This is a genomic window from Paraburkholderia piptadeniae (genome assembly GCF_900007165.1).
GTDB lineage: Bacteria > Pseudomonadota > Gammaproteobacteria > Burkholderiales > Burkholderiaceae > Paraburkholderia > Paraburkholderia piptadeniae.
Genome location: NZ_CYGY02000030.1, coordinates 180,408 through 199,340 on the forward strand (window position 1 = coordinate 180,408; position 18,933 = coordinate 199,340).

Annotated in this window: 17 protein-coding genes; 5 read left to right on the forward strand and 12 right to left on the reverse strand. The window is 62.4% G+C overall.

Annotation, left to right across the window (positions count from 1 at the left end):
- Positions 1 to 447: 447 nt before the first annotated feature.
- The 3 genes from BN2476_RS15535 to BN2476_RS15550 all read right to left on the reverse strand — a co-directional run bounded on the left by BN2476_RS15535 (position 448) and on the right by BN2476_RS15550 (position 4,175).
- Positions 448 to 1,236, reverse strand: coding sequence for an IclR family transcriptional regulator (locus tag BN2476_RS15535; RefSeq protein ID WP_087735040.1), 789 nt, complete (start codon positions 1,234 to 1,236; stop codon positions 448 to 450).
- Positions 1,237 to 1,242: 6 nt separating this feature from the next.
- On the reverse strand, positions 1,243 to 2,070 hold the full coding sequence (locus BN2476_RS15540; RefSeq protein WP_235850851.1) for an IclR family transcriptional regulator: 828 nt from the start codon (positions 2,068 to 2,070) through the stop codon (positions 1,243 to 1,245).
- Positions 2,071 to 3,206: 1,136 nt separating this feature from the next.
- Positions 3,207 to 4,175 carry a LysR family transcriptional regulator gene (locus tag BN2476_RS15550; RefSeq protein ID WP_218274521.1) on the reverse strand — a complete coding sequence of 323 codons (969 nt, stop codon included), beginning with the start codon at positions 4,173 to 4,175 and terminating at the stop codon, positions 3,207 to 3,209.
- A gap of 139 nt (positions 4,176 to 4,314) precedes the next feature.
- Here BN2476_RS15550 and BN2476_RS15555 point away from each other — a divergent pair, with 139 nt between their 5' ends.
- A complete protein-coding gene (locus tag BN2476_RS15555) occupies positions 4,315 to 5,232 on the forward strand; it encodes an alpha/beta hydrolase (RefSeq protein WP_087735144.1) in 918 nt (305 codons plus the stop codon).
- A gap of 635 nt (positions 5,233 to 5,867) precedes the next feature.
- On the opposite strand, the gene BN2476_RS15560 is transcribed toward BN2476_RS15555, so the two are convergent.
- The gene (locus BN2476_RS15560) at positions 5,868 to 7,610 is read right to left on the reverse strand and encodes a tetratricopeptide repeat protein (protein WP_087735044.1); all 1,743 of its coding nucleotides are present in this window, start codon (positions 7,608 to 7,610) and stop codon (positions 5,868 to 5,870) included.
- A gap of 474 nt (positions 7,611 to 8,084) precedes the next feature.
- Between BN2476_RS15560 and BN2476_RS15565 the strand changes: the two genes are divergently transcribed.
- Positions 8,085 to 9,005, forward strand: a complete 921-nt coding sequence (locus tag BN2476_RS15565) for an ornithine cyclodeaminase family protein (RefSeq protein WP_087735045.1) — start codon at positions 8,085 to 8,087, stop codon at positions 9,003 to 9,005.
- 336 nt (positions 9,006 to 9,341) lie between these two features.
- Here the strand turns inward: BN2476_RS15565 and BN2476_RS47585 are convergent, their stop codons facing one another.
- The 7 genes from BN2476_RS47585 to BN2476_RS15600 all read right to left on the reverse strand — a co-directional run bounded on the left by BN2476_RS47585 (position 9,342) and on the right by BN2476_RS15600 (position 13,645).
- Positions 9,342 to 10,352, reverse strand: coding sequence for a hypothetical protein (locus tag BN2476_RS47585; RefSeq protein WP_175607935.1), 1,011 nt, complete (start codon positions 10,350 to 10,352; stop codon positions 9,342 to 9,344).
- A 3-nt stretch (positions 10,353 to 10,355) separates the two neighbouring features.
- Positions 10,356 to 10,613: a hypothetical protein gene (locus BN2476_RS15575; RefSeq protein WP_087735046.1), complete on the reverse strand. Its 258-nt coding sequence runs from the start codon at positions 10,611 to 10,613 to the stop codon at positions 10,356 to 10,358.
- 80 nt (positions 10,614 to 10,693) lie between these two features.
- A complete protein-coding gene (locus BN2476_RS15580; RefSeq protein ID WP_143810977.1) occupies positions 10,694 to 11,170 on the reverse strand; it encodes a hypothetical protein in 477 nt (158 codons plus the stop codon).
- A gap of 197 nt (positions 11,171 to 11,367) precedes the next feature.
- A complete protein-coding gene (locus BN2476_RS15585) occupies positions 11,368 to 12,063 on the reverse strand; it encodes an HAD domain-containing protein (protein ID WP_235850852.1) in 696 nt (231 codons plus the stop codon).
- Entirely contained in the window at positions 12,060 to 12,335 is a 276-nt protein-coding gene (locus BN2476_RS15590) for an antitoxin Xre/MbcA/ParS toxin-binding domain-containing protein (protein ID WP_160111723.1), read from the reverse strand. Before BN2476_RS15590 ends, BN2476_RS15585 begins: the two co-directional genes overlap by 4 nt.
- Positions 12,336 to 12,493: 158 nt before the next feature.
- Complete coding sequence (locus BN2476_RS15595; RefSeq protein ID WP_087735049.1) at positions 12,494 to 13,204, reverse strand: metallophosphoesterase; 711 nt, start codon at positions 13,202 to 13,204, stop codon at positions 12,494 to 12,496.
- A gap of 3 nt (positions 13,205 to 13,207) precedes the next feature.
- Positions 13,208 to 13,645, reverse strand: coding sequence for a hypothetical protein (locus BN2476_RS15600; RefSeq protein WP_143810979.1), 438 nt, complete (start codon positions 13,643 to 13,645; stop codon positions 13,208 to 13,210).
- A gap of 290 nt (positions 13,646 to 13,935) precedes the next feature.
- Between BN2476_RS15600 and BN2476_RS15605 the strand changes: the two genes are divergently transcribed.
- From BN2476_RS15605 to BN2476_RS15615, 3 genes are all read left to right on the forward strand, one after another.
- Positions 13,936 to 14,313 carry a helix-turn-helix domain-containing protein gene (locus BN2476_RS15605; protein WP_087735051.1) on the forward strand — a complete coding sequence of 126 codons (378 nt, stop codon included), beginning with the start codon at positions 13,936 to 13,938 and terminating at the stop codon, positions 14,311 to 14,313.
- Between the two features lie 452 nt (positions 14,314 to 14,765).
- A complete protein-coding gene (locus tag BN2476_RS15610; RefSeq protein ID WP_087735052.1) occupies positions 14,766 to 15,809 on the forward strand; it encodes a DNA-binding protein in 1,044 nt (347 codons plus the stop codon).
- Entirely contained in the window at positions 15,806 to 17,458 is a 1,653-nt protein-coding gene (locus BN2476_RS15615) for a tyrosine-type recombinase/integrase (protein ID WP_087735053.1), read from the forward strand. The genes BN2476_RS15610 and BN2476_RS15615 overlap by 4 nt, the downstream gene beginning before the upstream one ends.
- A 65-nt stretch (positions 17,459 to 17,523) precedes the next feature.
- On the opposite strand, the gene BN2476_RS15620 is transcribed toward BN2476_RS15615, so the two are convergent.
- Complete coding sequence (locus BN2476_RS15620) at positions 17,524 to 18,897, reverse strand: TniQ family protein (protein WP_087735054.1); 1,374 nt, start codon at positions 18,895 to 18,897, stop codon at positions 17,524 to 17,526.
- Between the last annotated feature and the right edge of the window lie 36 nt (positions 18,898 to 18,933).

Here is an 18,933-nt window from a genome sequence, read left to right on the forward strand (position 1 = left end):
CCACTCAGAGTCATAGGTGTACAAACCGCTCGTTATGTCCGCTGGATGCTGGTATAGCCGAGCACGAATGATTGAACTATACGGACGCGATTAGCTTCGCGGAAGCTCATAATATCGAGCACAGTTGTAAGCCCAGGTTGACAATGTCCACGACACGGATCCCGCGCTGCTTCGCTCCCTCGCCGCTTTCGCACACGTCACACACCATCGAAATCTATGGTTTCCAGCAGTCGCGCGGGCGGTCCATCAAATCCACGATCCACGCGACGAACCTTCATGGCCCGTGCGTGTGAACATCTCGCGCGCGGCGCTGTACACCCGTGGAAGTTCGCGTCAACCAGAGCAGACGGTCGCTTCTTCACGATGGAACCGAAAGGCACTATCACGACTAGCGTCGACCGGCATGATTCTCGCTGCCTTGGCGTCAACCCCACGCCGGGAAGCGCATCATGGTTCGCAGTCGACGTCTACGAGTTCCTCAGTCAGCTTGCGCGCTGTCGCCTTGAGTTCTGGCATCACTCGGTTCCGTATGGCTGTCATATCCGGGTCGAGTTCGATCGCACCGCAATTGAGCGACATGATCGTGCGCGAGCGGCCAACCACGACCGGCAGCGCGATTCCGTACGCATTGCGTTGATACTCGCCCACCGACATGCATACGCCCGACTCGCTCAGATCCGCGAACGCGACTTCAAGGTTCCTACGAACAATCGCGGCATGCTCGCCCGCGGCCTCGAGCAGCGCCCCGACGAGCGGCTCGCGCTCTGCTGGCGACAGCGCATACAGATAAGCACGTCCTACCGAAGTCGACTCCATCGGCAGTAAGGAGCCGACCCCAAGGCGAAGTGTCGCTATCCTCGCACTCGCGCGCCACGCGATATAGATCATGTCAAGCCGATGCGGGACGGCCAGTGCGACCGACAATTCGAGCTTGTCGGCCAGTTTCTGGATAAACGGATTAACGATATTGATGACTGGGTTCGCTTCGAGGTACGCATGCCCCATGCTCAACGCTCCCGCGCTGAGTTCGAACTGTCTTCCGCCGCCCACCCTGCGCAGATAGCCAATGGCGATCAGTGTGGTCGTCAGTCGCGATACCGTCGCCTTTGGGAAACCCGTGCGTCTCACGAGCTCCGCGTTGGACAGCGGCGCACGCGCAGCACGAAACGCGCGCAGCACTTCGAGTCCGCGCTCGACAGTGAGCGTCACGTTTGTTTGAGTATCGGTCCCGTTCATGGTCCGCTAGTCCGTGAACAATACCTGCTCTTGCAGGGTTTGCGCGACAGCAACAAGCCGGGGGCCTAGTTCACGCTCGACCCGCGCGCGGCCGAGCCGCGCGCTTCGGCCTACGCAAGCCAGCACGAGCGGCGTATGGTCCTGGATGACGAGCGGCGTGGCGAGAATCGTCAGATCAGGCTCCCATTCCCCCAGCGACATGCAGTAGCCCGCGTTATGCACCTGTGAAATACCTTCACCGATGCGCCGCCGCAGGCGCGGCCAGTCGCGCCCAGTCTTACGCTCCACGCTGCTGAGCAGGTAAAACCGTTCGAGCTCCGGCAGAGCCGCCAGCATTGCCCATCCCATCGGCGACGAGGCGATGCGCAAGCGCGCGCCCGCATGGAGCTTCAGATCCACTGATTGTGTGGGACTCGAGCAGGTATCGAGCACAGTGACGTCAAGACGGTCCCGCGTACCTAGCACAACGTAGGTATCGTTCGCGTTCGCAAATGACTGCATTTCAAGACGTGCGAGCTGCTGCACGCTGGAATGCGCAATCGCGGCGTAGCCAAGCGAGAGAACGGGTGCGGCCAGACGATACTTGCGACGCGCGGGGGAATAGTGCAGATAACCGAGCGCGACGAGCGAGCGCACCATGCGTGAGACAGTCGGAGCGGGAATTCCCGTCTCGAGCATCAAATCCTGATTGCCGAGCCACGGTTCGTTTGGCGAAAAAGCGGCAAGAATCGCGAGGCTCCGCGCCAGTGGGACAACCATCGCGCGGCCGACACGCGTGCGCTTTGTGCCGCCATCGCCCTCCTCCGCGACGATATCCCAGTTCGGGTCCGCCATCCCACTCTGGGATCGGGCTGTCTGATTTGCGTGCAACGACATCGATCGCTCCGTGTGTCACGATTGGGCCCGGAAAGCGGACATTCGGCGTGTCGGTCACAGTTGGAGCTAAACGATTACCTGCTCCCACTTGCCGGCTGTTGGCTGCATTACAGGAGACAGGCGAGAGCGCGTCAACAACACGGCCGAGATGTTCCGTACTTTGGACGAATTGATTTGCGCCCGGGTTCCGGTGATAGTGGAAAACCCTCTGTTTTCGTAGGTCCACGTGTGGCGCCGCACGGGATCCAACACACAATCATTGTACGGAACGCTGGGGTTATCGCTTCAGCGCGTGGTCGTCAGGCTACGCGCATTGTCGGACGGCGTGGCACGGGTGGGAAGACTCGCCAAACGCCATCATCGTGTCGGAAAAAGCAGATCATCACCTCGCCACACGACGCTCGCGCGTCGATCCTCACGCAGCGCACCCTTGCGGCGTGCCGCAACGACCGGACCCGGAATGGCACAGCCCGGTTCGCCATAAACCATCGATCCACGATATCGCGCAACGACGTTCGCACCGTTTCCATCTGAAACCCCTTCCTATTGCTTAACCACCAGACAAGCTAAACACATCGATGACGACTTGGCGCGACCGTTTCGTCCTTCCGAAGATACGGACCCGCCGAGCATCGTAATAGCCCCCCCCCCCGATCCGCTACTCCCCCTGCGTTTCTCGCGCGCCATCAATATCGCGAATCGCGGCGACTTGTCTCTGCTCCAACTCTCTCGTGTACTCATGTTGCGATCCGGTTCTGGTAGCGTCAACGCTACCGACGCGCCTGTTCCGTACATCGAATCAATATCGACTTAAGATTTAAAGGCGAGACGTGAGCGCTCTGCCGTCAGAGTCGGACACGCTGATGCCTCTCGAAGTACGGAAATTTTGCAAACGTACCGCTCGATTCGATCTATTACAGCTGTCTTGCGCTATGGGACTTCAAACGAAACAGGGCCGCTCCACGTCTTACGCCCACTCACCTCGTCGGCGAAGACCGGAAAACGCATCACGAGACGGATCGACATGGTGTCCACCGATGCGGCTGGCTGAGATAACCGCCTCCTTCGCGGGACCGGTCACCCGCTCCAAAACGTCAGCGTTTCTGACGTTTCAACCTAACCGATGGTCGTTTTCCTGTCCTTTTTGTTGTTGCAATAACATCCCGTTTTTCAATGAGGAAATCGGTAAACGCACGAACTTTCGGCGGCATCCTGTCCCGCGACGGCACATAGAGATAGAACCCGGCGAACGGCTTGCACCAATCCCTCAATACACGAACGAGCGACCCATCGTCCAGTTGTTGCCTCACCGCGATATCGACGTGCTGAACAAGGCCCGCGCCTTGGAGCGCAGCGCGAATCATGCTGTCATCGTCGTTGGTGATCAGGGTGCCCTGAGGTTCGACGACGAAAGCGTGCCCGTCGGCTTCTGGCGAAGTGAACTCCCAACGAAACACGGCGCCACTGGAGCTATGCCGGTACGCCACGCAATCATGCTTCGTGAGATCGGCCGGTGTTTCCGGCACGCCGCGCGTTCTGAAATACTCAGGCGAAGCGACAACTGCCATTTCTAGCATCGGTGAGATTGGCACTGCCACCACGTGCGCGGCCAGGCTTTCGCCCATCCGTATGCCTGCATCGCACCCATCCGCGATGATGTTGGAGAAACCGTCATCCATCACGAGTTCCAGTTTCAACTCTGGGTAGCGCGCAAACAACTCGGCCAGATGAGGTTCTATTAGACTCCTTGCCGCAATTCTTGATGTATTGACCCGAAGCAAGCCGGCCGGTGCCGAGTTCGCTTCGCCAACGCCCCGTACCGCCTGCTCGATAGCGCCAAGAGCCGGTTGCAACTGATCGAAAAGGCGCTGCCCCTCTTCGGTTAGCGACATTTCACGCGTGGTGCGATAGATCAGCTTGACGTTGAGTTGGTCTTCGAGCGTTTTCAGGTTTTGCGATAACGCTGCACGAGACACGCCCATCTCGGCCGCTGCCTTGGTGAAGCTGCCGTGACGAGCAATCTGGGCGAACCAGGCGAAGAGGGGAAGTTTGGAAGGATCCATGCACACTCTATTGGTAAGACGCGCTTTCCACTGTGGTCGGGATATTGGTCTTGCGGCATAACAATCTGCCTTCTACCATTTCTGCATGTCGAGCGCAAACGGCTTTGCCCGCGCGGCCCTAACCTTGGAGAGCATGATCATGCACAAAGTCAACTTCAAAAGCAGAAACGGCGAAGACATCATCATCGCCGCAGTGTCGAATTTTCCCGCCAGCTTCGACGAGGGTCGGAAGTATCCAGCCATCGTAGTCGCGCATCCGGGCGGCGGTGTGAAAGAACAAACGGCGGGACTCTATGCACGCAAGCTTTCGGAGCAAGGGTTTGTCACCATCGCGTTCGATGCGTCCTACCAGGGAGAAAGCACGGGTGAACCGCGCCAATTGGAGAATCCATACATCCGAACGGAGGATATCAGCGCAGTCATCGACTATTTGACTACCCTTTCGTACGTCGATCCCGATCACATCGGTGCGATGGGCATCTGTGCTGGTGGTGGCTACGCTGCCAACGCCGCAATCAATGATCGCCGCATCAAGGCAGTGGGAACTGTTAGCGCCGTCAATATCGGCTCCATGTTCCGCAACGGCTGGGACAATAACATCAAGTCCGCAGATGCAATCCCGGTACTGGAAGCCGGTTCGAATGCGCGGAGTGCCGAGGCTGGCGGCGCAACAACAGTGACCATCCCTCTTGCGCCGTTGCGCAAGGAAGATGCCCCGAACAAGGAACTGGAAGAAGCGTGGGAGTATTACCACACGGCTCGCTGCGAAAATCCGAATGCACCGGGATTTGCTACAGCTCGCAGCCTGAATCAGATCGTTACGTATGACGCCTTCAACATGGCAGAAGTGTTTCTGACCCAACCACTTCAGATCGTTGCAGGTGACCAAGCCGGCAGCAAGTGGATGAGCGATGACCTGTTCAAGCGCGCCGCTTGCAAGGACAAAAATTTTCATGTGGTGGAAGGCTCCAATCACATGCAGCTTTACGACGTACCTGAGTTTGTAGACGAAGCAGTGTCGGCATTGGCACCGTTTTTTTTGCGCACGCTCACGTAAGCACCTCTGGCGCGTCGTGAGTTCGGTGCCGATCCGGCGTCGAATTACCCTCGCGCGGCCAGCACCAGTCTTCTGGTGATTATCTGCTGAGCGGGCGAACGGATGAAAGCGGACGAAGGGCTCGCTTATCGCCAAGGCTGCGCTAGAAGAGCGATGTTTGGCTTAGATCGCATGCGGAAGAGCGCGACACATCGGCCGCCCCTTACCGCGTGTAAGTGTGCGGCGCTTCGCGACGCGTCGCAGGGCGATCTCTCCAAGTTGCGCGAGCACCCGAGCTTTGAAAGCTGGAGAACGTATTTCGAATGGCTGATGTTTTCGAACTGGTGGCAAGGTGGATAACTATGCGGCCAGTCATGATCAGTGACGCGGCCTTAAGAACCGAAGCCGTCAGTCCGCGATAACTGCCTCATTATCACGGCAATTCCCGTGTCCGTACGGTGACAGACCGGAGTCGACCTGTTTCTGCCTCTCAGTTCATTGCGCTATGAACAGCTGTTTCCAAAGGCATAACGGCCATTGGTTATCACCAGCGGTCAGGCGGTTCATCGGTCGGAGCAGTCAGTGCCGCTACCTCGTCTGCAACAGTTGGGTAATGATCGCTTCGTACGTAGTCAAAACGCAAACTCTCTCGCGCTCTATCGTGCCCGTGTCGAATCGATCAGTTCGTCCGCCTCGCGACTCAATTCGTTGGCTTCAGCCGAACGTTGCGTGTGACCAAGCAGCACGCCGAGATTCCGCAAGGTGCGGGCTTCATCCTGCCGCCAGGTCAACGGATCGTCGTGTGCGAGTTTGCGGTACAGATCCAGCGCACGGCGCCACGCGTCTTCGGCTTCGCGCGGCCTGCCCGTGCGGCTGTAGAGCACGCCCAGATTGTTCAGTATCCGCGCCTCGTCAGGCTTGTATGCGGCAGGCGTAACGAGCGAGAGGGCGTGAACGATCTGCAGCGCCTGCTGATACGCCTGCAGCGCCCTCGCCGGCTGCCGTTCGAGGCGGTACAGCACGCCCAGATTTGCCAACGTACGCGCGAGGTCCGGCTGGTAAAGCGCGGGGCTTTCGCGGGCGAGCTGTTGACGGATCTTCAGAGCTTCCCGGTACGCGTGCTCTGCTTCTGGCAGCCGCCCGCCTGTGCTGTAAAAGTTGCCGAGGTTGTTCAGCGTGCGTGCAAGCGCCGGACGCCAGGCAGCGGGATTGTCGTGTGCGAGTGCGCGCTGGATGCCGAGCGCTTCGAGATAGGCGAGTTCCGCGTCGCGCGTGCGGTGTGTCGCACTGTAGAGGATGCCGAGATCATTGAGCGTCGACGCGACCGCGGGCAGGTACATGGCCGGGTCCTGTCGGGCCAGCGCGCGGTCGAGGACGAGGGCTTCGCGCCACGCGTCCGTCGCTTCCTGCAGACGGTGCGTGTCGCGATACAACGTCGCGAGGCTGTCCATGGTGCTAGCCGCCGCGGGACTGTAGGCCGAGGGGTTCACACGCGCTAGCGCCCAGTAGATTTCGAGCGCGTGTAGCCATGCAGCTTCGGCTTCGTTCTGCTGTTGCCGCATCACATACAGACTGCCGAGCTTGCCGAGCGTACGCGCGATGGACGGCTGCCACGCGGCGGGCTTCTGTTGCGCGAGCGTCCGGTACTGGATCAGCAGTGCCCGGTACACCGGCTCCGCGCGCTCAGGCTCGTGCTGCGCGAGCAGCGTGTCGGCGAATGCGGTGGCGATGTCCATATCGTCGGGTTGCAGCGCATGGGCCTTCTCCAGGTACGGCAGCGCGTTCCATGGCATCAAGCGAAGCAGTTCGATGCTCGCCGCTTCGTAGTTGCGCTCCGCGGATAGCTGAGCTGTACCGGGTGCTTTAGCTATGAGCCGCATGAGTAGCGCAGATGCGCTATCCAGATCGAGGCGCCTCGCGGCTTCGTCGAGCTGCTGTTCGGTGGGATCCGCGCTGCGTGTGATCGACAATCTGCGCAGCAGATCTTCATAACGTGCGTTCCATTTCGACGCTTCGGCTGTAGGGCCGATATCGGTGCGCGTCCTGATCTGCGATGCGAGGCTTTCGAGGATCGGTTCGAAGTTGGCGAACGTGGCGTCGTTTGTGAGTTCGCCATGGTCTGCCGGCAAGAAGACGGCTTGCAGCATCACGTTGGCCGCTGCCGCCAGCGCAACACGTTGCGCGGCGGAGAGACCGTCGCTCTTCACCGCGCTGTTCAGGCGTTCGGTGGCGCGCGCGAGCGCGGTCACGGAGACAGCGCAGCGGGTCCGCACTTCGAGTCCGTTCTTGACGTCGACCTCGGAGAACGACGGCACACATGCACCGGCCGCCCCGGCAGCGGCGCATGTGGCGGACAGCGCGGCCATCGCGATGCCGGACAGAACCTTGCCCGCACTCATTTCCAGTCAGGTCTGCAGAGTTACCGGTACAGCGTTGCGCGGCGCATCGCTTCGCCTGGAATTCCGCAATGTCACCGCATGTACTTATTCTATCGAATACAGTTGAGCGATTTCGGTGTGAGGCCGGCGCCGCCGGGACCCGAAAAAATTCGCAAGCCCGAACAACTGCGCGAGCGGATGACGCATTGCGGCCGATCTTGGTCCGACGCAGTTCGTCCTGCCACGACAGGCGCAAACCGACCCGACACGGCCGTTCAACAACGAAAGGCCATCGACGGCTTCCAACCCGCTCCGAACGTTCAACCCGGCGGCACCTCTACGGTGCAATTGTCATTCGCGCCTCTGCGGCGGTCGGCACGGTCATGAACCATACCGTGCGCGGACGTCTCGCCTATAATTCCTGCCGCAACTGCATTGCGCAACTGACAGTGGGTGAGAAACCCCATTGGGATCCGACGGGCAGCGGAGGTGCAAATGATCTCTTACCTCGATGAGCCCCGCATTCGCGCGGCGCTCAATTGGGACGAACTGATACTGGCCATGGAAACCGCGCTGGCCAGTTTCTCCTCTGGCCGCGTGATTCAACCCGTGCGCAACGTGCTGACCATCGAGGAAGGCAAGCGCTACCTAGGCATCATGCCTGCAGTTGCCGAAAACGCGATGGGCGCCAAGGTCGTCAGCTTTTTTCCCGGTAATGCCGGCACCGAAATTCCCACCCATCTCGCCATGATCCTGCTCTTGCGGCCAGACACCGGTGAACCACTAGCGGTAATGGATGGCCGCCTCGTCACCGAAATGCGCACAGCGGCCGTCTCTGCGGCGGTGACCCGGCGCCTCATGTCAGCCAACGGTGGAATTCTCGCCATACTGGGAAGCGGTGTCCAGGCAAGGGCCCATCTGACAGCTCTGTCGCATATTCGCCGCTTCGATGAGATTCGCGTATGGAGCCGCACGCCAGAACACGCCCGACGCTTTGCCGAAGAACATCAGGCCATAGCGACGGGCGATGCTGAGTCGGCTGTGCGAGACGCGGATGTGATCGTCACCGCCACCGCAGCTCAGGAACCGATCCTGAAGGGGGCGTGGCTCAAACCCGGTGCACATATTAACGCGATAGGCGCACCACGCCCGAGCTGGCGGGAGCTGGATGACGACGCCATGACCTCGAGCGCGCTGCTTGTCGACTCGCGCGAGGCCGTGCTCAAGGAGTCGGGCGACGTGATCCTCTCGAAGGCGCAGATCTACGCGGAGGTAGGCGAGATTTTCGCGGGCACGAAGTACCCACCCGCGTCGGGAACATCGGTGTTCAAATCTGTCGGACTCGCGGTGGAAGACCTCGCTGCGGCGAAACTCGTATACGATGCGACGTCGGGCGTCACCGGACCAGTCACTTGATACCAATGCGGGATGGATGCGTGTGAGTGCTTTGGCTCGGGCCGGATTCGAGCCATTTCTGCGGCCCGAATTGTAGGTTGCTGCATGATGCTCGCACTTGGCCAAGCCACGCTTCTCCGAAGCGGACATTGCTGCAAGACATGACGACCCGCCATGCGAATGGACGTAATCAAACCACGCGACGGTCGTGGTCGGCGAACGACGGTCCATTGTCCAGTGCGGAGCCGCCGTTTGAATGTCCCGTCCAGTTGCGCTGGCGAACGGCAGGAACTGGCCGCCCCCCGCCGTCCATCCGCAAGGAAGCGATGCGCGACGTTAAATGCAACGCTTACCGTGCTATCCATGCGTCGATCCTTTTACATGATCCCGGGCAGCATCGACTACGGCCGACGGATCTGCTGCCAGGCTCTCACGAGGACGTTTGCCCTGGAGCATGCTGTTCGTCGACTCGAACCATGAGGCAATCCGGAGCGGCATGTAATCGTGGAAAACCTTCAGGATTTCTGCGACTTCGGGGATCGGATTGCCGAGCTCGTCGAAAATGTATGTTGGATATAAGGTCTGTCCGGCCCGCTCGATGGAAAAGACCTTGCCCTCCTGCTCCCAACGGCTCGTCACCGCCTGCAGATTCGTAGCATCCGGATTCTGGCGCCTGCCCACTGTCTGAGCGGTCAACCATGTCGTTCCGCTGAGCACGGCGGCAACCGCCTTCGCCTCCATCCTGGCGCGCGAAAGGGGCAACCGCCTGACCGGCGAAGCGTCGACGAGTCCTTGCAGGGCGCTATGCTCCTGCTCGTTGATGTGTTGCCGCACCTGGCGCGTCAGCTCTGCCCTGGCTTCCTGCGTGATTGCACTCCCGAGATTTTCCAGCCCGTTGAGAATCACCGACGCCGCGGTACGCGTCGCATCCAGTGCGATCACGATCCGGCTGATATCAGCGACGGCCGTCGGGCCGGTATCGGGCGACGGATCACCTGTCCCGGAGGCCGTCGCGCCGGCCGCGACTGCGGCGTTCATCGCCTCGACAGACACGGCATCGTCGGCGCCATGCCGGACGATGCCCCGCAAGGCGCTCAACGCAAGCGAGTTTGAAGACAGGTCATTGTCGTCGATGGTCGTTGATGAGATCCGCAACCACGCACCCAGCGTGTCCCGGACACAGCGCTGGCACAGGTCGACACTGATCGCGCAGCCATCGCCGAAAATGGAATGGAATCCCCCGTGACAGGCGATCGAAACCCGCTCATGCCACTCCCCGTCGGCATCATCCGGGGTCATGCGCCGTCCGCAGCGATCGCACGTGCACGCTGAGACCTCGTACGCCGATTTCTCCCGGAATTCGAGCATGCCCTACTCCTTCAATCGCGACGCATCCCTTGTCCACTCTTGTGGAACCAGCCCCAGCTGCCGCGCCGTGGCCGTCGGCAGACGCAGCACGACCGTGCCGGGGGGATGCCCCCAGAGACTGCCGATCATGATCACATCGGCCTGCACGCCCTCGAGCTCCAGATAGACGGTGTCGTCCTGCTCGAACATTTCGGTATAGAGCGTCCAGCCTGGCAGTTCGCCTGTCTTCTCCTGAAACCGGATCGTGTCTTTGGTGCTCATGGTGGTTTTCCTTTGCGAAATCCGTCGACATGTCCAGAGGGACATTGCCGCGGTGAGAAGATGATCACGTCACCGGGCCGTTACGCCGCGAATGTTCCGCGGAACCGGCGTGCGGCATCGAGGACCGCGGTGGCGCAGTCGAGCGCATCTTTCGGCGCGACCGGACCGGAACACCCTTCCTTCACAATCCAGCCGTTGGGAAAGTGAAACCAGGCGGCAATTGTCCACGGGTCTGCAGCGGGTCCGAGTTCCGCCAGAATCTCCCGGATGATCGGCCGCGGTTCATCGTGGTCATCGAACTGGTATCGGGCAAAGTACAGCCTGCCGCCAGCTTCGACGCCAAAGATCCAGCCGCGTTGCTGCCATCCGGCTACGTCCCCGGGAGCGGCGTCTGCGCCGATCCACTCTCCTTCGGCCAGTATTTTCTGGATCGTTTCCTCCCGCTGCGTCTGATGCCTGTAGAGGTCTGCAGCCATCACCGTTCCTGTTTTACGCGTAGCGAGCGCGAACGCCTTCAGGCACGCCCGCAATTGCTCGCTGCTTTCATAGGGCGGCAATGATTGTCGCCGTCTCTTTCGCCGGTTCGCCCTGGTCACGCGCGCTCCCTATCAGGTGGCTTCCCGATATCTGTAGTTTTTTGGGTCAGCCAGAACGTTGCCGGCGGCTCTTCCTGTGAACGTAGTCTTGTCGCAAACGGGTCCGACTCCCGAAGCCCCGGCAAGGAAGTTCACGGCAGCGTCAGGCTCTGTACCCGTCACGTACGCGATGCACCCGGACCTGACACGACCATCCGTCCCAGGTCAGGCCGCTCCTCGTGACCGGCAACGTGCGGCCTGGTCGGTTCGCACCCGGCTCCTCCTTCGCGATACATGCCGGCGAGCTTTTCGCGGAGCTCGGCAAAAACCTCAGGCGCGCTGATGCCAAGCACTGCGTGCGTGCGGACCAGGTGTTCCCGCCATGAAGGTGCCCAGCCTTCGGCATCGTCGTCGAGCGCAAGCCATGCCGCCGGCCGCCGGCGGCTCACGTCCGCGAGGACCTGAACGCCACGCGGCATTTCCTGGAACACGGCGGCATCCATCCTGCTGTGATACGTCGCACCGATCACGCGCGCGCGCAAGCCGGCGGGCAGCCGCCGGGCGGCCTGCGTGAAGCTGAGCACGCGCACCCAGTTCGTTGCCAGCACAATCTGGAGGTCCGGATAGGGCTCAAGCGCCTGGTCGAGCAGCGGCGCCAGCTCGAACACGCGATGCCCCGGCGGTGTCGCGACATAGGGCCCGATGCCCGGGCGCTGCCAGACGTTTTCCGGATGCAGCACGCCGTCAAAATCCAGATAGAGCACCCGGCCTCCGGTGCGGGCCGGTCCAGGCCAGGCAGCCGGGGCCGGAACCGCAGCGGGATGCGTCATGCGGGTTCCTGCCAGACCGCCGCTGAAGGCCTCCGGCATCGTCATGCACACAGGCCGTAACGGAGGTGATTGAGGACCTGCATGACCCGCTCGCGCTCCCCCTGCGCCAGCAGCTCAAGCGCGCTGGATCCGCCGAAACCGATTGTGCGGCCCACGAGCCAGGCGGCCGCCTCGTCGTGGGATTCGAATGTCGCCAGGAGCGCGTCGACCAGTTCCGGGTCAGTGGCGCGGAGCACGCCGATCGCCCGGCAACCGGTCTGCCTGAGGCCCGCGTACAGCCCGGACGTCTCTTGCGCCAGTGTTTCGATCCCGGTCATGCTCTTCCTCCTCATGGGGTCCGTGACGGGCAGGTCGCACTGGCCCACCCGGTTTGACTACTGCCGGGCACCGGCATCACCGGTGCGCCCATATTCCGTTGTCGCCACCGGGCCGCGCGCGTCGCCGCCCGCTACTCACGGCGCCGCAGCACCGGCGATCAGACCTCAATCACCAGCGCCGGATCAAACGCCGGGTTTTCCCATTTCAGGTCGGCCGGCGCACCCGCCATCAGACGGTTCGTCGCATAGCCGCGCGGATTGGCAATCACGCGCGTCTCGCCGACGCGATAGTCGAACGAATCATGCACGTGGCCGTGAATCCACACGTCGGCCATCTGGAGCAGCGGTCGCAGGTCACTCACGAACGCCGCGCTGAGCAGGTCATCCGCATAGCGCCGATGCACCGACGGCGGCGCGACGCCGTGATGGGTCACCACGACCGTGCGCCCGTCGAAGGGTTTCGCCAGTTCGTGCCGCAGCCAGTCCCGCGCCTTTTCGTGCTCGGCCAGCGCCATGCTCTGGTCGCGCGTGCCATTGAGCGCGTAGTCCGTCCACAGGCAACAGCCAAGAAACCGCACGTCACCGACGACAAGCGCGTCGCGCTCCAGGTAGTGAACCGCGGTGCCGGCCGCGCGCACGCGGATGGTGTTGGCGAGCGTGCCGTACCCCACGCCATACGCTTCATGATTGCCATGCACGTAGATCACCGGCACCGGCCAGCGCGCAAACTGTTCGATGGCGTCCGCACCCCTCGCAATGTCCCCCGCGAGCACCAGCACGTCTGCATCGGACAGCGTGACGGGATTGTGGCCCGGAAAACTCTGGTGCACGATTTCCAGATGCAGGTCGGAGGCGATCTGGATACGCATACGTCAGTCTGTACCTTCTACATCGGCCGGTTTCCGGCGGCCAGCCTTCGACGAACGCGCCGGGGTGCTCGGGTAAATGCGCTTGCCACGGGAGTGCTTGGCGGCGAGACCGATCGGCATCGAGAATTCCTCACCCGCGGCAGTCGTGAAGCGCGCAAACGACACCAGCGGATGCTCGTCATCGAATGCTGCGGTTGCGCCGATGTGAATTTCGCTCAGCGGCTCCAGACGCCATTGTGCGGACTCCTTGTGCGGCTTCGCGCTGAGCACTGCGGCCCCCCGCACTATCTGGCCGTCTGACGCCAGTTGCAGCAACATCTTCGCAGCGCCCGAAGCGAATTCCACCATTGCAACCCGGGGGAGGTCGCGTTTTGTAGCGGCGAACTGGAGGATGAGCACATCTCCACAACCCGCCATCTCGGCAACGGCCCACAACGCCATGCCCGAAGTCACTCCAAGCCCCGCCGGCAGACGGTTCTGGTCACAGGTCAAAAACATACGATCACTCTTGGGGCAGGCACCCAATCCAACGCTATATGTGATGGGTTGGCAGGCGCGAGGTGGCATCGTATCCGGCCCTGGTGCTACGGAAGAGTCGGCATTCCAAACACAGCGATGACGTTATTGGTCAACACGCCATGTTGACATTCAACATATCATGTTGTTACGCAAACTGCCAGGTCCGGCGAGCATTCGTGTTGACCAACAACACGTCATGTTGACCCGGCCCCTTGTCCGCAGAACAGAAACTCGCCGAACAGCTCGGCAAAACGCTCGCCCGCGCCCGCCTCGCAGCCGGTTACGCTCAGGAACTGGTCGCCGAACACATCGGCGTCAACGCGGAAACGATCAGCCGCTTCGAACGGGGCGCCGTCCTGCCTACCCTGCCGCGGCTTGTCGAACTGGCCGAGCTCTATCAGGTACCCGTCAGCACGTTACTGCGCCGGAGTTCCCCTCGCGCTATCGATCTCGCTGAAGAGCTCGCCGACAAGCTCAGCCACCTGAATGACGCCGACCGCCTCTGGGTCAGCCAGTGGCTGACCGAACTGTGTGAGCGTTTGCGCCAAAGCGCTGCGGGGGGACGCACTGCTAAAAAGCCCCACCGCTAGCCTGCCGTAGAGCCCGTCCAGCCATCGGATCGCATGGGTTTGGCTCAACTTTGGCGAGCAACCAGAGTCAGTCCGGCGATCACACCGCGCCACCCAGCCCGAGCGAGACGAAGAGCGAAAGCCATGCTGCGTGCGAGTCCAGTCCTGAAGGAAACAAGTATCGAACAAGTTGCCGCGACAGGCTGAAACGCGGATGAGTGCGAGAAGGTTCGATGTCGCGCGGCTGTCCCGCAGAGGGAACGGCGCCGTAATAAGAAGGGTGCGCGTTTCGCCGGATCCTGCCGGAGACCGCGGCGTGGGGCGTTTTCCGGTGATAAGCGCATTTATCACGGGAACCGCCTCCGTTTGTCCGCGAAGATGGCTTGTCTAACGTTCGGGCCGTGCGTGAACCCGCCGGTGAACTAGACTGGAACGAGCGCCCGTCTCCCTCCCACGGGCGCCGGAGTTCCGCCATGGCCCGTCCCGCCGCCGTCACCCCCGACCAGATCCGCGCGACCGTCCTCGCGATGCTCGCCGAGGCGGGCGATCATGAAACTGCCGGAGCAGCCACCACAACTCCGTCTGCCGCGCCGGTGACGCATGACCGCTTCCGTCGCGCGGTGTCGGTGCGGCGCCTGCGCGCGCGGCTGGGTGCCGGCGACCCCGCCGTGCTGTCGCGGGCGCTGAACGCGATCGAGGCCGAACTGGTGCAGGCGGGGCTCGCTGAGGTCGCGCTGCCCGGCCTGCCGGACGCGATCGCCGAGCAGATGCGCGCGCTGTGGGCGGCGGCCGTCAGCGTGCAGCTCGACGACGTGGTCCGGCTGCGCCAGCACGCTCAGCAGGTGGCGACCGACGCAGACACCGCCCGACACGACGCCGACGTGCGCTGCGAGATGCTGCGCGTCGAACTGGGTGAACTGCGCGAGCGGCTCATGGCCCGCGACGCCGAACTGACGGAGTTGCGCGCCAGCAGCCGCCACGCGGCGGAGCGCGCAGAAATCCTGACGGCCGCCTCTGCGGCGCTCCAGGCGCAGCTCGAGGCCGCCCGCACCGCGCTGGACGGGGCACGGCACGCGCATGCGGCGGAGCTCACCGACGTGCACGCCCGCTATGACGGCCTGTCGAAACGGCTGCTGCAGGAGACGGAGCACCAGCGTCACGCGCTCGCCGCCGAGCGCGAACGGCTCACCGCGGCGCTTAACGATGCGCAGACCCGGATCGCGGCGCTCGAGGGACTACGAGAACGGTTGCTGGAAGAGCTCGCCAGCGGACGCGACGCGCACCGGCAGGCGGCGGCCGAAGCGTCGGCACTGGCAACGGTGGTCGCCGAACAGCGACATGCGCTGCAGGCACTGCAGACCGCCCATACCACGGAGCTAATGCAGCCCGCCGCGCAGCCACGACCTGCTCGCCGCCAGCCGGCTCGCAACGTGAGTCCCGGCCACGCGGCCGCGGTCGCCGCTGCGCCGCGCCCGCGGTCCCGCTCATCCCGTTCGCGCAAGAGCCCGTCACCATGACACCCGCCGACTGGATCGACACGGGCGCCCTGCCCGTGCAACGGCTGCCGTCCCGCAGCGATGCCGCGCTCGCCTACGTCGCCGAGGTGCTGGGCCATCCGGTTTACCGGCGCTGGACCCTCGCCGACCTGAAACGCGTCGCACCGTCGCTCGCCGACGCGAAACGCGCGCATCCCGCCGTCTTTGCGCTGCTGCTCGGGCACGACGCGGCGATCGAGTACTGGGCCCACGGGCGCCTGCATCTCGTCGCCGACGACGCTGCGCCCGCCGCCGAAGGGGTGCTCGTGCGGCTCCTGCGCGCGCATCGGCGCCGGTTCCGCTACCTGCCAGAAGGATCCGAGGCCGCCGCGCACGGTTCGACCGCGATCCATCGCGACGCGAACCGACCACCCGGCGACGCAGCTGGGGGGGCGGTGATCGTGGAAACCGCCGACACGCTCGCCCTGGTCGCCTCCGGTAACACGGACCCCGCCGCGTTGCGCACATGGCTCACCCGCGCCGGCCGGTTCATGAATGCGTCGACCACCAATTCACTGGGCGTCGCCGACGACGCGCAGGCGCTCGCGCTGTTTCTGCGCGACCGCGCGCAGCGTTCGCCGCATACGTTGCGCGCGTACCGGACCGAACTGCGCCGCCTGATCGGCTGGTGCGACGCGCACCGGCGCGGGCCCCTGTCCGACCTGACGCGCGACGACCTGCTGGCGTTCCGGCGCTCACTGGATCAACCCGGCCACGCCACCGGCGCCGCGTGTGCGGTCGCGTCCGGCGGCGCATCGACTGTTCACGCGCCCCGCAGCGACGCGGGCCGCCGGCGCGCGCTCGCGGTCGTCTCGAGCCTGTTCCGCTACTGGCAGAAGACCGGCTACCTGGTGGTCAACCCCGCCGTGGAACTGTCGGGCGACGGTGCCGCGCGCATGACGTGGACACCGGCGCGGATCCTGCCGGCCCGGCTGCTGATGCTGTGTGATGCGGTGACGGCCGGCGAACGGCCACCCGAGGTATCACCGCTCGTCTGGGCACGCCGCTGCGCGATCTGGGCGCTGTACCGCTTCGCCGGCGTGCGCCTGGCCGAACTCGAATGGTCCGCCGAACAGGGGCTGCCGCGCCTGAGCGTCGACGAAGCCGCCAGGAAAGACTTCGACACTACGGCCGGCGTTGCAAGCGTTTTGCCGGATCCTGTCGGACTCGCCTGGACGCTGCACGTGCGGGGCAAGGGCGGGAAACGCCGGGCGATCCCGCTGCCGTCGCGCTGCGCGCCGGTGCTGCGTGCATATCGCGTGTTACGGAGCCTCCCCGCCGAACCCGCGCCGTTCGAGTCGGTGCCGCTGATTCACAGCGAGAAGCGCGACGCGCTCGGCCACAGTGGTCTCTACGATGAAGTGAAGGCGGTGCTGCAGGCCGCGGAAGCAAGGGTGCCGTCCGGTGACGCCGCGACCCGCGCGCTGCTGCACGCGGCATCCACGCACTGGTTGCGGCACGGCTATGCGCGCACGCTGGTAGTCGATCACGCGGTGCCGCTCCCCGTCGCGCAGACGTTACTGGGGCACGCGTCGGTGCAGACCACGGCCGCCTACGCGCGCACCGATCTCACGCAGCTGCGGGACTTTGTCGAGGGGAGTTTTGGTGCCCCGAGCGACCTGTGCCCCTGACATCGCGACGATTTTGCTTCGGCTCCGCGCCTCGCGGATCCTAGCGAACGCCGGAGTCGCGCCGCTCAGCGCACTCGTGACTTGATTTTGTTGCCATCCATTGCTTCGATTTTTACGGTCGAAATCAGGGGGAAGTCGGACCAGCGAAACGCGACGCCACGATTGGTCAACTCAGCTTCAATATCCCTCCTTGTAAGCGAGCAATTCAATGCGATGAGATCATTTACCACCTGCCTCACCTGCTCGACGAGCGCCCGGTTTCGTGCGATTCGACGGACAGTACTCATTCGCGAACGATGAGCGCGTGCCTTCTTCACGATTCGATTCGCAATATCGGGAAACCGGCCCCGCAGAAAAGACGGATCGATTTCAAACCGTGCAGCCGTCTTCTCCCAGCTCAGATGGTATTCGACACAATCAATCGACTGTCGGAGTTCCTTTTCGATCATCGGCCAATCGCGAGCCTTCGATCGCGCATCGCGGATTGAAATACGAACTGGATGTTCGTGCTTAGCCGAGACATTCTCCCACGCGCTAGTGTCTCCGGTCAGCCACCTGTCCAAAGAAATTCCGAATGTTGCACACATATTCAGGATTGACGATATCGACGGAAATACATGACCCGACCTCCATTCGGCAACGCTTGAAGCCGATCGTCTGGATGCCTCCGCAAATCTATCAGCGTTGCCATCGCCGATCCGAGCCACCCCGCCTTCGAGCATTTGGATCACACTTTGTTTCGAAACATGTTTCAACGAGTTTTCGGGGATTGCTAGCAGCGCTGCAAACTGGTCTGCTAAGAAATCTTCGCGCAATAACGCGTCCCGAGCAGCACGCCCTAAATGGTGATAATCATGGCGTGTCATACCCAGCCATTGATGACACCGAGCACAAAACCCCGAAAGCGAGCGCCGGCTAATCTCCGCACGATGACTGTGATCACAATTCGGACATGTACCCGCAAGCGGAACGTGGTGCAATGGGCACCAACTGACTAATCGAATTGACCATATCAGACGCTCATAAATCTGTGCCCCATTTGACAAGTCCTCCTGCAAACACACAGGACACCATTGACGGCCACGCCTGACCAGCCCGCGCGGATCGCATAACACATCGGCAAAGGGCAGGAGCGTGAGAGCATCAAGATCATTACGGCCGGTAAGCTCATTGAGGTGGCGAACCCAGCAACTTGCCGTCTGACCGTGCGCGTTGACGAGCGCGAGATTTTGCCCGGAAGCGAATGGGCGACGTGAGTATTGCAGGCTATCATCACCTGTTGGCCACGGCACCAATGCCTTTACCATAATATCCACGGGGAGAAGGGCATTAGATGCGACTTGCACGACGTAATCTGTTAATTTTTGGCGGTTTGCACCTATTCGCTGCACCGGCTCAACATGGAACTTCGCTCTATCAGGAATCCGATGATCTTTCATAGCCAGCCCGCCTCAAGCTAGTCCAATAACTATATT